The following is a 14,073-nucleotide window of genomic DNA, read 5'->3' on the forward strand; positions in this document are numbered from 1 at the left end:
ATATCTACCAACTGTATTCCACTCTCATAGATTGGGTGGTCATAATTATCTATAAAGAAATTTGATATGATATGCGAACGGACAAAACCACACTTTTCATAAAATGGTATTGTCAGTGGGCTATCGCCTGTTCCCACTTGCAGAATGGCATATTGCTCTCTGTAATTATTAACAATAAACTCAATTAAGGCTCTTGCATAACCTTTCCCTTGATATTCTGGAACCGTCGCAATGTTCTTGATTTCAAGTATGTCATTTTCTTTATCGGTTATGACACACTCACACTTGACCCCATTATCATCAAGTACATACATCTTGCCGTTATCAAGATAACGGTCAACCATATCTTCCTGCTCATCTGCCAGTAGGAGCAAATCAAGATATTGTTTTTTATTTTCTTTAACTTCAATAATTTTCATCAATCGCACCTACAAATTCTGATTTATCAATCTTTAATATCACATATTATACATCATAGATATGAAAATTTCTACCCGCCATCTGTTGACCTCAAATTTAAAACAGGCGGCTTTTTTTATTTTCAAAAAAAGTTGAAAAATTTTTGCTCAGAGGGGGCGCAAAATGCCTCTCCCAGTTCAAACAAGTGAGTGGGAGTGATTCCAAACTGATTCGTTACTGAACGCAAAATCACAATCAATATGATGAAGCCGCCGGAAGCGTGAAACTTCCGGCGGCTTCATCATGCTTTCCGCCTTCTAGGCTCGAGCCAGATAACACCTCTCAAGGTGCCGGACGCCTCGTCGCTGCTTACCTCTTTACGTACGGTGTCAGGTTCCATTGGTTCCGTGTTTTTCGTAGGCATTATGACGTTTGCGAGCGCCACTACCTTTGCCATGTTGGGGCCGGACAAGGCCAAGCCGTGTCAGGAAAGCTAAGAACCATCGTGGCTTGACATAGCGGCATCCGCAAAATGATCACGATCCTGTGCAAACGTAGAATGTCCTTCTTCCGTTTTTGCGGAGGAAGGACATTTCCGTACCGTTTTCAATATCGTGGATTATTTGCGGATTATCCTGGACAATTATTGCTAGGCCAGCATGTTGGTCCACATGTTTGCGAAATCGGGAAGCGTTTTCGCGGTGGTCGCAATGTTCTTGACTTGGATGCCGTTGATTTTCAGCCCCAGCATCGCAGCGAACGTCGCCATGCGATGGTCCGCATAGGTTTCCATTTCAGCCGGCTTGAGATTCATTGCCGGCACTGGCGCGATCTCCAGCCCGTCGGGAAGCTCACGAGCATCACCCCCGACTCTGGTGATCTCGTTGACCAATGCTTTCAAGCGGTTCGTCTCATGGCCACGCAGATGACCGATGCCCAGCATGCGCGTAGGGGCATCGGCGAAGACCAGGATTGCGGCCAATGATGGCGCGATTTCACCTGCCGCCGTCAGGTTGAAATCACCCAAACCGTTGATATAGCCTCTGCCGGTCACTTCGCAGTACCGGACGCCGCCGATCACGGGGAAGCTGATTTCAGCACCCATACGTTCCAAGTATCCGGGAAGCAGGCCGCCCGGCTGGGTGGTGGATTCCGGCCAATGAGGCACGCGAACGGTTCCGCCGGCGATCAGTGCGGCGCCGAGGAACGGGGCGGCATTCGACAGGTCAGGCTCGACCGTCACGGTTTCGGGCAACTGCACGGCTCCCGGCTGCACGGTCCACACGCGGGCGTGTTCGTCTGCGTTGGCACGCACGCCGGAACCTTGCAGATCGGCCACGGTCATGCGAATATGAGGCAAACTCGGCGTCTTCTCCCCCGTGTGATGCAGTTCCAACCCGCCTGGCACTCGAGAGCCGATGAGCAATAGTCCGGAAATGAACTGCGAGGATCCCGAAGAATCAATGCTGACTACGCTCGGCTCGGCGCACTGGCTCACCGTTTGTGGTGGAGTGATTGTAAATGGCAGGCGACCTTCCTCGCCGTGGTATTCGATACATGCCCCCAACTGTTCAAGACCGTCCAACACGGGCTTCATCGGACGTGCGTACGCCTGCTCGTCACCGTCGAAATCCACAGGACCGTCCGCGAACATGGCAAGACCGGGCACAAAGCGCATCACCGTTCCCGCAAGACCGCAGAACACCTTCGTACCACCGTGGAACCGGCCGTCGGACGGCGGCACCACCGTAACCGTGGTGTCAACCTGCTCATCGATTTCGCAGCGCACTCCCAACGAACGCAACGCGTCCATCATCAGCTCGGTATCACGCGAGCGCAACAGACCGACCAATCGCACAGGACGATGCCCGAGAGCCGCAAGAATGAGATAACGGTTCGACAGGGATTTGCTGCCCGGCACCACAACGGTGGCGTCGAGCGGCTTGCCGGCAAACGGCGCCGACCAAAGATTCTCTTGAGATGCGTTCATAGGGTTTATCGTATCCAAAACCCGTGGAAAATCATGTTCCGGTATCACCATGCAGCGCGACGGTCACTTTGGGCACGTACGCGGCGTTGTGGCCGGAGAATCTGGACGGTTGCGCGGACGCGGTCGAGATGCTCCACTCCGCATGCTGGAGGACTGACGTCAAGGAGGTTGTTCAGTGTTTGCACTGTTTATACCGGAAACCGGAAAAGGTTTTCAAACCGTCTGAAACGCCTTTGTTTCCAACGATTTTCGTCGGGCTGACAGGATTTGAACCTGCGACATTCTGCTCCCAAAGCAGACGCGCTACCAAACTGCGCTACAGCCCGTTCATGTTCACGCCCCGCGAAACCGCCTCACGGAATCGCATTAAGTGAACACGAGTTTCTATTATAGCGTATGGTTGGACAACGACAGGCTTACAATAGCGTTTTGGAAAGGAGAGCGGCATGGGACGTCACCAACAGGCCGAATCGTCAGGCATCATCTCCTTTGTAATATGCGCCATCATTGCCTGGCTCGCCATGAACGCGTACACGCAGTTTGCCCCGGCCATCTGGCGTGTCACGCAGCGGCTGTTCACCGTCTGCTCGGGAATCGCGACAGGATGCGGAGTCGTTTCATTCAGTTTGGGTTATGCACGAAAATCACGTTCGTTGACGCTCAAACATGGCTGGGTCACTCCGGTTCGTCGTGTTTTCGAAATCCTCGCGCTTTCCGTTGTGTACGCGTCGACCATTTTCGTCACATCGTTCATGATGCTGTCCATCATCAACAACATGATGGGCATTCGCACATTGAAAGGTTATCTGCCCATCCTATGCGCGGCCATCGCAGGCGTTGTAGGCTATATTACTTTCGTGCAGGCGGAGCTCATGAACGCTAAAACGATCGCTTCCCTACTGCCATTTTTCGTGGTGTCCGGCGTGAGCATCGCAGGATTGACGTCCGACGATCCATACTGGTATAACAACAATTTCTCCCAATTGGGCGATCGTACGACGTTCGCCGCACGCATGTTCAATTCGACGCTGATGCTCGCGGGCATCTGCATCGTCATTATCAGCTATTTCGCGGTTTCTGAACTCATCACCACGCATCGTCTGCAATTGCAGTATCTAGATTCCAACTCCATCAATGAAACACCGAAGCATTTTCGTACGAGGATTCTACTGCTGTCGATCATGCTAACGTTGGCCGGCATCGCTTTCGTAGGCATCGGCATGTTCCGTTACACGCCACACCCAATCCTGCATAATGTGTTCGCACGCGGTTTGCCATGTCTGATGAGCGTGCTGATGATTGCACTGCCTTGGCTTGCCCCGCAGCTCTCGAAAGTCGTTTATGTGGTTTCCGATCTTGCGATCGGAATCGGCGCCTATGCCGGATTCCAATGGCTGAGCGGGCATAACACGCTGACGAACGTGGAGGCTTTGGCCGGCATGATGTTCCTTGGCTGGTTCATCATTTTCTCGCGTCAGATTGCCGCCATCGAAGCGGACCGCGTGCAGACGCAGCTGGTGCTGGCGCAGTCCGAAAGACCCCACTCCGTCGAGGATCTTGCGGAAGTCAGCGAAACCGTTCCCGACACGGTTTCAAGACTCGCCGCACAGGTCTGATGCAGGGTGCAGGACTGACCGACAATCGCCGGATTCCAACATACACAAACATACACAAACATACATAGACATACACATGCCAGTGGGGTGGAGCCAGCGCATTGGCGATGACTCCTCCCCACTAGATTCTGACGGCACAACGCAAGTGCGCCATTAGAAGTTGTAATGCTTGTTGGACGGCTTCTTGTCGCTCATCAACAGCAGGAAGCTTCTTGATTGCGCAGTAATCGCAAAACCGGCCTCATAATTGAGTTCCGGACCTTTCGGATTATGCGTGTCGACAATTAGACGCCATTTCTTGCCATATTGCTCATCGGGCAGAGTGAACATGATCGGCTCGTAATGCGCGTTGAAAATCAGAATGAAATCGTTATCGACCATCTGATTGCCGTACCAGTCGGTTTCCGGAATATCGGAACCGTTCAGATAGATCATCACAGTGAAGGCGTGTGTGTTCGACCAGTCGTCCATATCCATGATGGAACCGGTATGGTCCATCCATTCGACCTGCGGAATCGTAGCGCTGTCGTTCCCCTGCTCGCGGCCGGAGAAGAAGCGGCGGCGATGCAGTACAGGATGTTCAAGCCTCAGATGGATCAGCTTCGACACGAATTCGAGCAGATCCTTCTGGTCCTCGTCCAAATCCCAGTTCGTCCAAGAGATCGCATTGTCCTGGCAGTAGGCGTTGTTGTTGCCCTGCTGGGTGCGCGCCACCTCGTCGCCTCCGCAAATCATCGGAATGCCTTGGCTGAGCAACAGTGTGGCGAACATGTTGCGCATCTGCTGTTGACGAAGCTCATTAACATCCTTGATGGTCGTAGGACCTTCGACACCGCAGTTCCAAGAACGGTTGTTGCTTTCGCCATCACGATTGTCTTCGCCGTTGGCCTCATTATGCTTCTCGTTGTAGCTCACCAGATCGTTCATGGTGAAGCCGTCATGCGCAGTGATGAAGTTCACGGATGCGACCGGTCGGCGGCCGTTGACCTGATACAAGTCGGAACTGCCCATAAGTCGGCTGGCGAATTCCGGCAAGGTAGACGGCTGCGAACGCCAGAAGTCGCGCACGCAATCACGATAGCGGCCATTCCATTCGGACCAGCTGGATGGGAAGCCGCCCACCTGGTATCCGCCGGAACCCAAATCCCATGGCTCGGCGATCAGCTTGACGCGGGAGATGACCGGATCCTGCTCGACGATATCGAAGAATGCCGACAGTTTGTCGACTTCCTGGAACTGACGCGCCAATGTGGCCGCAAGATCGAATCGGAATCCGTCGATGTGCATTTCAGTGACCCAATAGCGCAGGCTGTCGGTAATGAGCTGCAACGCGTGCGGCGAGCGCATGAGCAGCGAGTTTCCGGTGCCTGTGGTGTCGAAATAGTGCCTGCGGTCGTTGTCTACCAGACGGTAGTAGGCGCCGTTGTCGATGCCTCTGAAGCTGAGGGTCGGTCCGAGGTTGTTGCCTTCGGCAGTATGGTTGTATACCACGTCGAGGATGACTTCCATGCCGGCACGATGGTATGCCTTGACCATGGATTTGAACTCGTTGACCTGTTCGCCGCGCTGCCCGGAGCTGGAGTAGGCGTTGTGCGGGGCGAAGAAGCCGATAGTGTTGTATCCCCAGTAGTTGCTCAAGCCTTTTTCCTGCAGGAAGCTGTCGTTGACGAACTGGTGGATGGGCATGAGTTCGATGGCCGTGACGCCCAGTTTCTTCAGGTATTCGATTACGGAGGGGTAGGCCAGTCCCGCGTAGGTTCCGCGAATGTCCGGCGGCACGTCCATGTTGAGGTTGGTCATGCCGCGTACGTGGGCTTCGTAAATTACCGAATCGTGGTATGAGATGTTCGGATGCTGGTCGTTGCCCCAGTCGAAATAAGGGTTCACCACGGCCGCTTTCATAGTGTGTGCGGCCGAGTCGAGCGTATTCATGCTGGTAACGTCGTCAGGGCTTTTGAACCAGTATGAGTAGAGACTTTCATCGCCGTCGATATTGCCTTCGATGGCTTTCGCGTAAGGGTCAAGCAGCAACTTGTTCGGGTTGCAGCGCAAACCCTGCATCGGGTCGTACGGGCCGTACACACGGTAGCCGTAACGTTGCCCCGGTTGGATTCCGGGCAGATAGTTGTGCCAGACATACGAGTTCTGCTCGGTCATTTCGATTCGAGTTTCGTTGTCTTCCTCATCGAAAAGACAAAGCTCGACCTTTTGTGCCACTTGGGAAAAGAGGGCAAAATTCACGCCGGCGCCGTCATAGCTTGCGCCGAGCGGATACATCGATCCGGGTCTGATTTGCATGATTCAAGTATCTCACGTTTTAGCCCCCAAATCGTAATTTCGTGTTGTTCGGCGATTATTTTTACGATTCGAAAGAACTTTTGACTGTATTTTGCCGGTTTCGCCTAATTTGCTCGTGAAGAATGGCGATCATGGAATTGGATGCGGTGATGCGAGTGTCACGTAGCCGCTGCCAAGAGATCCACGCCGATTCAACATGCTCATCGCCGTCGAAGTGACGTTCGACGGGGCGCCATGAACGCAGGTGAAGCACCATGATGTTGGCAAGCTCGTCGGTCATGCCTTCGGACGAGTAGAACTGACCCACATGGTCAAATTCGATGCCGTCATGCCCGGTGGATTCCACACCGGTCTCCTCGCGAAGTTCGCGCAGCGCGGCCTCTTCAACGTCCTCTCCCCTGTCGATGAGTCCGGCCGGCAGACCGTAAGCGAACGCGTCGCAACCGATACGGTATTCGCGTTCGATCAGGTACCGGTCGTTCGCGCAATCATGCACCAGCATGACCACGCAAGGCGCGTGGCGCATCACCTGCCGACGAATCACCGTTCGCCCGCCACCACGCATCGGCAATGCGATCCGCATATCGTCGACACCGAAGATAGCACCCTGGTACACGTGCTCGCTGTCAAGCACCGTTACCGTGCCGGACATGTCCACTCCGTCACTGGACTCGTCCAGCAATGCATCAACTTGGGTTTCGTCTGCCGCTTCATTACTCATGACGTGTCATCGTTCCTGTCCGCTTGAAGGGATAACCATGCTCCATGGATCGGTGCTCATGGAAATCCAACGTACGTCGGGAGTGTCGCCGGTCACGGACGCGACCGCCTGAGGAACGTCTTTCATCGCATACTGGAACCACATGGATTCGATGGCGCTATGTGGAGTGTTGATAAACGCCGGACGCACATGTTCATCGCCATGACCCAGGGCGATGCCGGAAGCGCGCATGGAAGCCTCATAGCGGGCCTGTTCAATGGCGTCCGTTACGGGATGATGCCTCAGATCGCTGGTCACATACACGTCGGCTCCGGTCGCACGCACCTCATCGAACAGCGAATCACCGGATCCCGGCAATATCGCCACCGTATTGACGGGAGCATCCAGATCACCGCAAACCTGCACGCCAAGTTCAGTATACGGCAGCACGTCGGCCACACGGCGGGCGAATTCACGCAGCATCACAGGTTCGGCAAGCCGCCCGACACGTCCCAGGCCGACCGGATGCTCGGCGTTCGGATCGTCGATGGGTACGAGCGGACGCTGGTCCACCAGACCAAACATGTCAGCCGCAGCCATGCCGACACCACGATATGCCGCATCGGCATTCGTATGCCCCACCCACAGCGCGCATCCGGCACGATTGAGCTTGCGCACGATCTCACCGCGGAAACCCAATCCCGATACCGCATGAACGGAACGGAAGAACAACGGATGGTGGCAGACCAGCAAATCAACGTCCCCCGCAATCGCCTGATCAACCACCGACATAGAGGGATCAGCTGCAAAAGCGATATTGCGCACAGGCTGACGCAAATCGCCAACGATCAGTCCAGGCTCATCCCACTGTTCCGCATAGCGAAGCGGATACAGTGTTTCCAACACATCAACGACCTGGCTTAATGCAGCCATTGCAACCTCCTCATCATCCGCGATTTCACATACGTGGCATCATCGCACGACAACCGGCATGTTTCAAACAGACGGCATCAGTGCGCGGCAAGCTGCCAATCTGAACCAATACCCGTGGAAACATCCAACGGAACCGCCATGTCAACCGCATGCTCCATGGAATCCTTCACCAACGCAGTGGCCTGCTGTGCCTCGCCCGGCGCAATCTCCACCACAAGTTCGTCATGAATCTGCAGAATGATCCGGCTGGCAAGACCAGCCTCACGCAACGCATCATCAGCCCGAATCATGGCAATCTTCATAATGTCCGCGGCGGAACCCTGAATAGGCGCATTCAGCGCAGCACGCTCCGCAGCGTCACGTACCGCACGATTCGACGACTTCAACCCCGGGAAATACCTACGACGACCATAAATCGTCTCCGTATACCCCTTTTCACGGGCCGTGGAAACCAACGACTCCAAATACTCATGGACCTTGCCGAACGTCGCAAAATATTGCCGCTTCAATGATTCGGCCTCACCCGGCTTAATGCCAAGCTGCTGCGAAAGCCCATACGTGCTCAATCCATAAGCCAAGCCATAGCTCATCGCCTTAACATGACTGCGCTGATCAGACGTAATCTCGTCAACAGGGACGCCATACACCAAGCTCGCCACATACTTATGGAAGTCCCTACCGGAACGGAATGCCTCAATCAACGCCTCATCGCCGGAAAGGTCGGCCATAATACGTAACTCGACCTGAGAATAATCCGAACTCAGCAACGATTCAAAACCCTCACCGGGCACAAAAGCCGAACGAATCTCACGTCCAGCCGGATCACGATTCGGAATGTTCTGCAAATTCGGATCGACCGAGCTCAATCGACCGGTCGCAGCCACAGTCTGCTCAAACGTCGTATGAATACGCCCGTCAGACCCGTTGGTCGCATCGATCAACGTCTGCACGATCTGCTTGAGCTTGTTCTTCTCGCGATGCAGCAACAACGCGTCAAGGAACTGGCATGCACTGTCATTATCATACGAACGATCGCGCAACGCCTGCAAAGCCGCCGCATTCGTGGTATACGAACCGGTTTTGGTCTTCTTCGTGGGTTTCAAACCCATATTTTCAAACAGAATTTTCTGCAACTGTTTGGGACTTTGCAGATTCACCCGCTCGCCCGCATACTGCCAGGCCGTTTCCTGCGCATGATTCGCATCGGAGGCAAGCTGTTCGCGCATGTTCATCAGCCTGTTCATATCGACTTGCGCGCCGGCATGCTCCATGCCATAAAGCACACGAGATACTGGAATCTCCACGGAATCCAACAAGGCGAACTGCTCACGCTGATCCAGCGAATTCGCCAGATTTCGCGCCAACAGCCCCACAATCGCCGTGTGACGCGGAAGCTGGTCGTCTTTCTGCTGCACGGATTCTTCAGGCTCGTCGAAATCAAGCGTTCCCTGCGTCGCACTTTCGGACTGCTCCTCGATATGCAGATCCAAAAAATGAGCCGCCGCCTGTTCCAAAGTGTCTGCATGGAAATCGGGATGGACCAGATACCCGGCAAGTTTGGTATCGAACAGCGGTTCCGGCAGTTTCACGCCGACGCTTCCCAACAGATGGGACTGTTCCTTATAGCCATGCACCACCATGGATTGGTGGTATTCGTCAAGTAGCGTTTGCAGTTGTGACGCCATATCGCGATCAATATGATTGATGCGAATCGCTTTGCCTTGCGATGCGATCATCAGCGACGAATAAGCCGCGTTCCCCGGCTTGCTTTCGCCTTCCACCTGCAACACCCATGAGCGGGCCACGGATTGCGAGCACTTCTTCGTATGATCAATGGCGAAACCGGAAGGAGTTGTTTTCGGCGCGATTTCTCGCTCATCATGCAGATGCCTGTTCGTCGCCTGCAGATTGGATTGCACCCATGATTCCAGCGCTTCCGGTGAATCAATCGTTTCGAATTCTGGTATTTCCAGCTTGCTGGACTCATCTTGCTGCACAAGATTGTTCGTAGGCTTGCCTGCGTTGAATGTTCTTAGCACACGGTTTTTGGTGCGAATACCGAATTCAAGCTTGGAGAACAATTCGTTGAGCTGGTTGGCATCCACCTGGCCGAAGGTCAGATCTTCGATGGACACGCCAAGGTCGAGGTCACGCACCAGGGCGTTCACGGAACGGTTCAGCTTGACCTGGTCGATGTTGGCCCGCAGTGCCTCGCCTTTTTTGCCGCCGATCTCGTCGGCGTGCTCGATGATTTGGTCAAGCCCGCCATACAGGTTGATCCACTTGGCTGCGAAGCCATCGCCCACGCCTGGAACGCCTGGAATGTTGTCAGCGGTTTCGCCGCGGAGCGCCGCCAAATCCGGGTACTGTTCCGGGGTGACATGGTATTTCTCCACTACCGCATCGGGAGTCATATGTTTCAGGTCTTTGAAATGATGCCCCGGATACAGTACGGTGATGTTGTTGTTGATGAGCTGGAACGCGTCACGGTCGCCAGACAATACCAGCGTGCGATAGCCAGCTTCGTCTCCCATGCTCGCCAACGTGCCGATCACGTCATCACCCTCATATCCGGGTTTTTCGATGAACGTGACGCCCAACGCATCAAGCATCTGTTGAATCAGAGGCAACTGCGTGAGCAGATCTTCCGGAGCCGCATCTCGCGTGCCTTTATACTGCGGCAGCATCGTATTGCGGAACGTGCCGCCTTTGACGTCGAAAGCGACGGCAAGATGATCGGGATGCTCAGCATCAATCACTTGCGAAAGCATGGTGGCGAAACCCCAGACGGCATTGGTTGCCTGACCTGCGGATGTACTGAAATTCTCTACGGGCAAGGCAAAAAAAGCGCGGAACGCCAAGGAATGGCCGTCAACGACCAATAGCGTCCCGCGTGAAGTGCCTTCCACAGTTACTGTGTTAGCGCTCATCCTCTGCTTCCGACTTCTGATCACCATACTTGGCGATGATGGCCATGGCCAAGCGTTTCTTCGGAATACGCTGGTCCATGGAGGTCTTCTGAATCCAACGGAATGCGCCTTGCTCGGAGAAATCGGCCTTGTCCATAAGCAGACCCTTGGCACGGTCGACGAGCTTACGCTCCTCGAGGGTTTCCTCAGCCTTCTTCAGCTGCTCTTCCGCCTTCTTAAGCCGCTCTTCGGCTTCATGCAGTTTGGATTCGCTGCGCTCCACATTGTCGAGCAGATCGTTGATCTCGGCGAAACGGCCCATGGCCACTTCCAAAGCCGGCAGCAGCTTGGACTCCTCATACGGCTTGGTAACATACGCCATGGCACCGGCGCCGGTGGCCTTCTTCACCAGATCGGACTGGGAGAATGCCGTAAGCATAACAACCGGGGCGATGTTCTCGTCGCAGATGATGCCGGCCGCTTCGATGCCGTCCATACGAGGCATCTTGACGTCCATGCACACTACACTCGGACGGAACTTGCGAGTCAGATCAACTGCCTCTTCACCGTTAGCGGCTTCGCCTACAACCTCGTAGCCGTTATCTTCCAGCATGGCAACCAAATCCATACGGTTCACGGATTCGTCTTCGGCCACGACGACGGTACGCTTGCGAGGCTTCTCCTCTTCGAGGGGTCGCTCAGGCGCTGCGGCAGCCTGAAGTTCATCATCGGTGAGCACTTCGTCCGGTTCCGTGGTCTTTTCTGCAGACATGTCGGTCTCTTTCCACTGTCACACCCAAAGCCGGCCTTGCACGCCCCAACTCGCTTCCGGAATGATTCGATGCAGTTACTTGCAATCGTTCGGATTCTGGGAATTCTCAGCTTTTCACAGCCTTGATTCACCTTTCATAACGCAAGTTGAAACGAACCGGCTATCTTCCTTGTACTTTCATGGATGATACTAGCAGAAGCCTACAAGCGCGTGTTGCAGCAATCCTCATTCCTGCCTTGCGTATCAAGCTGGAAAATTCAGGAAATATCACAATCTTGCAAAGTATCTTTCCGGGAATTATGTTCAACGTCACCTTGTTTATACTGGGCGTATGAGTAGCACTTTCACCATCAGAGATATTGTCAACGAAGACGCAACGGCATCAGTCAGCGATTACGGTGCGCATGTGCTTTCCTGGGCACCCGCCGGCGAACAGCCTGTTGTCTGGCGCTCCAAGGCGATTTACCTTAAGGAAGGCACTGCCATCCGTGGCGGCGTTCCCATTATTTTCCCTTGGTTCAATTCCGGTTTTGAAGGCGGCCATGTGGCTTCGAAGACACCTAAGCATGGTTTTGCCCGCAATAGTTTCTGGCATTATGACGAGGAAGGTTCTTCCGATGCCTTGTTGCGCTATACATTGGATTCCAGCGAGATCGACGCAGATATACTTTCCCAGTTTGTTTCTGGCCCGAATCCTCAATTTCATGCCGTTTACACCATTGAGGTCGGCCATAAATTGACGATGTCGCTTACCGTATATAACGATGGCGACGAGCCATTGTCTTACGAAGAGGCACTGCATACATACCTGCAGGTTGGCGACGCCGAACAGTCGCAGGTGTGCGGACTGGAGGGCGCGGACTATCTCGATACCGTATTGGATGGCGATCCGCGTCGCAGCCAAGGTGATGAACCTGTGACCTTCCAAGGCATGGTTGACCGCATCTACTATTCGGCGGACACGCTTGAACTGCGCGACCCCGTGTTGCAACGCACCATCATTGTCGCCAAGCAGGGCGCAGCGCAGACCGTGGTCTGGAATCCGGGAGAGCAAGCCGGCAATGCCATCGGAGATTTGAGCGACGGCGAATGGCGTGGCTTCGTGTGCGTGGAAGCGGTTAACAATCGCGATTGCGCGGTCATCGTGCCTCCACATGATTCGCATACCTTGCAGCAAACACTGTCGGTCAAGCACTGAAAGTAAATAGAAACTGCCGGTTCGATGAACATCGAATATGGTTTCCAATGTCCATCGAACCAGCAGTTTATTCATCGACAATCTTTCCTGGACTACGCTAATCGGCGTCATGTCGATCGTCCGGACTCGATGAATATCGACGCAAAGTACATAACGCCAATAAACAGCCCTGAACAGTTACCAACCGCAACAATTGTTGCAATAAAATGTCCGATGGCCCAGATGTCGTTACGGAGTTCTTTTGGACATACGCTGACGTTGACTCAGGCACGATTGAATGCGCATCATCGTCCACTTTCATTTCGACCTGTCCCTCATTTAATTCACCTCTTCGAAAATCCGGCCTCATCAGTTCTTGCTCCTCACCTCGATTACAGTCACAACTAGCCTGCAAGGATTCTTCTTCCTTGGTATCTTTAGGGCAGATCATCTCATCCCAAATCTGCTTTGCATAGGTGACCGTAACCAAAGAAAAAATGTTCACGGAACCACTCATGAAATTCAGAGGCCAATCCGGACGGACAACAAACGCTACAAAAAGACCCACAGCCTGATAAATGATTATTTGTTGGCTGCGTGAGGTCAACTTCCGAAACATCGATTTCACCGGACATGAGTTTGGGAAGAAGCGCATCGCATGATTGTGCAAGTTTTCTACTCTCTATCGAGCTAGCGGAAATAACCCTCATGGCTTTTCCCGCGATTTCCTTGAATTCTGAGACCTGCTTCTCGCTGGGCATTCTTACTTCATAATTTCCGACGTCCGCGCCTGAAACACGCTGCCGTCCGCTCGATCCGTTCATGTGAGCTGTTGCATATGAAATGAAGTCCTCATTGCGGGCTAGAAAATAGAAGAATTCTGAAGGCAGCTCGCCTTTTGAAGTGAGCACAATATATTCGGTTGATCCAAAAGCCACTTCATCCTGTTCCAGAAAATTAATGTACCCTGCCTTCCCGTTTTCGAGGCATGGCGTAATTCTGGCTAAGATCGTATCCCCATTAACAAACTTAACGCCACCGTTGTATGCTTTCGTGCGCCAATCCGTAGGGAATGCTCCCGTTGTGGACAGGTCGGCCATTTCGACGCAAAGAGCCTCTTCTCCCTTTTTGAGAGTTCTTCTTGGATTTACATCAGCAATATCGGAAACTTTTACGAATAGATTATTCTCGTCGTTATCAAAACGGTCGAAAAGAGACTGGCATAACTGCTCTAAATAATCATTTGCTGGTGCGCAGGCACAATGTTCCTAACCGTTAT

General features: G+C 53.4%; 10 protein-coding genes and 1 tRNA gene. 2 read left to right on the top strand and 9 right to left on the bottom strand.

The window, feature by feature from the left end; all coding sequences use genetic code 11:
• The 3 genes from CE153_RS04710 to CE153_RS04725 form a co-directional block, all read right to left on the bottom strand.
• Nucleotides 1-419, bottom strand: a 419-nt coding sequence (locus CE153_RS04710; RefSeq protein WP_099595339.1) for a GNAT family N-acetyltransferase, incomplete at its 3' end; no start/stop codon positions are given.
• A 629-nt stretch (nt 420-1,048) separates the two neighbouring features.
• Nucleotides 1,049-2,389, bottom strand: coding sequence for a 3-phosphoshikimate 1-carboxyvinyltransferase (gene aroA / locus CE153_RS04720; RefSeq protein ID WP_099595340.1), 1,341 nt, complete (start codon nt 2,387-2,389; stop codon nt 1,049-1,051).
• Nucleotides 2,390-2,641: 252 nt separating this feature from the next.
• Nucleotides 2,642-2,715 (bottom strand) — tRNA-Pro (locus tag CE153_RS04725).
• 120 nt (nt 2,716-2,835) lie between these two features.
• On the opposite strand from CE153_RS04725, the gene CE153_RS04730 reads away from it, so the two are divergent.
• Entirely contained in the window at nt 2,836-4,005 is a 1,170-nt protein-coding gene (locus CE153_RS04730; RefSeq protein ID WP_099595341.1) for an ABC transporter permease, read from the top strand.
• Nucleotides 4,006-4,158: 153 nt separating this feature from the next.
• Here CE153_RS04730 and glgX read toward each other — a convergent pair whose 3' ends face one another.
• The 5 genes from glgX to CE153_RS04755 all read right to left on the bottom strand — a co-directional run bounded on the left by glgX (nt 4,159) and on the right by CE153_RS04755 (nt 11,617).
• On the bottom strand, nt 4,159-6,303 hold the full coding sequence (gene glgX, locus CE153_RS04735; protein ID WP_099595342.1) for a glycogen debranching protein GlgX: 2,145 nt from the start codon (nt 6,301-6,303) through the stop codon (nt 4,159-4,161).
• Between the two features lie 61 nt (nt 6,304-6,364).
• Nucleotides 6,365-7,024, bottom strand: coding sequence for an NUDIX hydrolase (locus CE153_RS04740; RefSeq protein WP_099595343.1), 660 nt, complete (start codon nt 7,022-7,024; stop codon nt 6,365-6,367).
• A gap of 6 nt (nt 7,025-7,030) precedes the next feature.
• Complete coding sequence (locus tag CE153_RS04745; protein WP_099595344.1) at nt 7,031-7,936, bottom strand: Nif3-like dinuclear metal center hexameric protein; 906 nt, start codon at nt 7,934-7,936, stop codon at nt 7,031-7,033.
• 77 nt (nt 7,937-8,013) lie between these two features.
• The gene (polA, locus tag CE153_RS04750; RefSeq protein WP_099595345.1) at nt 8,014-10,866 is read right to left on the bottom strand and encodes a DNA polymerase I; all 2,853 of its coding nucleotides are present in this window, start codon (nt 10,864-10,866) and stop codon (nt 8,014-8,016) included.
• Nucleotides 10,856-11,617 carry an ANTAR domain-containing response regulator gene (locus CE153_RS04755; protein ID WP_099570675.1) on the bottom strand — a complete coding sequence of 254 codons (762 nt, stop codon included), beginning with the start codon at nt 11,615-11,617 and terminating at the stop codon, nt 10,856-10,858. Before CE153_RS04755 ends, polA begins: the two co-directional genes overlap by 11 nt.
• A gap of 331 nt (nt 11,618-11,948) precedes the next feature.
• On the opposite strand from CE153_RS04755, the gene CE153_RS04760 reads away from it, so the two are divergent.
• On the top strand, nt 11,949-12,815 hold the full coding sequence (locus CE153_RS04760) for a D-hexose-6-phosphate mutarotase (RefSeq protein WP_099595346.1): 867 nt from the start codon (nt 11,949-11,951) through the stop codon (nt 12,813-12,815).
• A 431-nt stretch (nt 12,816-13,246) separates the two neighbouring features.
• Here the strand turns inward: CE153_RS04760 and CE153_RS04765 are convergent, their stop codons facing one another.
• The gene (locus CE153_RS04765) at nt 13,247-13,894 is read right to left on the bottom strand and encodes a hypothetical protein (RefSeq protein ID WP_099595347.1); all 648 of its coding nucleotides are present in this window, start codon (nt 13,892-13,894) and stop codon (nt 13,247-13,249) included.
• Nucleotides 13,895-14,073 lie beyond the last annotated feature (179 nt).

The organism is Bifidobacterium sp. N4G05 (assembly GCF_002742445.1).
GTDB classification, from domain to species: Bacteria; Actinomycetota; Actinomycetes; order Actinomycetales; family Bifidobacteriaceae; genus Bifidobacterium; species Bifidobacterium hominis.

What these genes read in the sequence shown, in the direction of transcription:
- polA (WP_099595345.1), bottom strand. Translation starts at nt 10,866, where the DNA reads ATGAGCGCTAACACAGTAACTGTGGAAGGCACTTCACGCGGGACGCTA.
- CE153_RS04755 (WP_099570675.1), bottom strand. Translation starts at nt 11,617, where the DNA reads ATGTCTGCAGAAAAGACCACGGAACCGGACGAAGTGCTCACCGATGAT.
- CE153_RS04740 (WP_099595343.1), bottom strand. Translation starts at nt 7,024, where the DNA reads ATGAGTAATGAAGCGGCAGACGAAACCCAAGTTGATGCATTGCTGGAC.
- CE153_RS04745 (WP_099595344.1), bottom strand. Translation starts at nt 7,936, where the DNA reads ATGGCTGCATTAAGCCAGGTCGTTGATGTGTTGGAAACACTGTATCCG.
- CE153_RS04765 (WP_099595347.1), bottom strand. Translation starts at nt 13,894, where the DNA reads ATGGCCGACCTGTCCACAACGGGAGCATTCCCTACGGATTGGCGCACG.
- CE153_RS04730 (WP_099595341.1), top strand. Translation starts at nt 2,836, where the DNA reads ATGGGACGTCACCAACAGGCCGAATCGTCAGGCATCATCTCCTTTGTA.
- aroA (WP_099595340.1), bottom strand. Translation starts at nt 2,389, where the DNA reads ATGAACGCATCTCAAGAGAATCTTTGGTCGGCGCCGTTTGCCGGCAAG.
- glgX (WP_099595342.1), bottom strand. Translation starts at nt 6,303, where the DNA reads ATGCAAATCAGACCCGGATCGATGTATCCGCTCGGCGCAAGCTATGAC.
- CE153_RS04760 (WP_099595346.1), top strand. Translation starts at nt 11,949, where the DNA reads ATGAGTAGCACTTTCACCATCAGAGATATTGTCAACGAAGACGCAACG.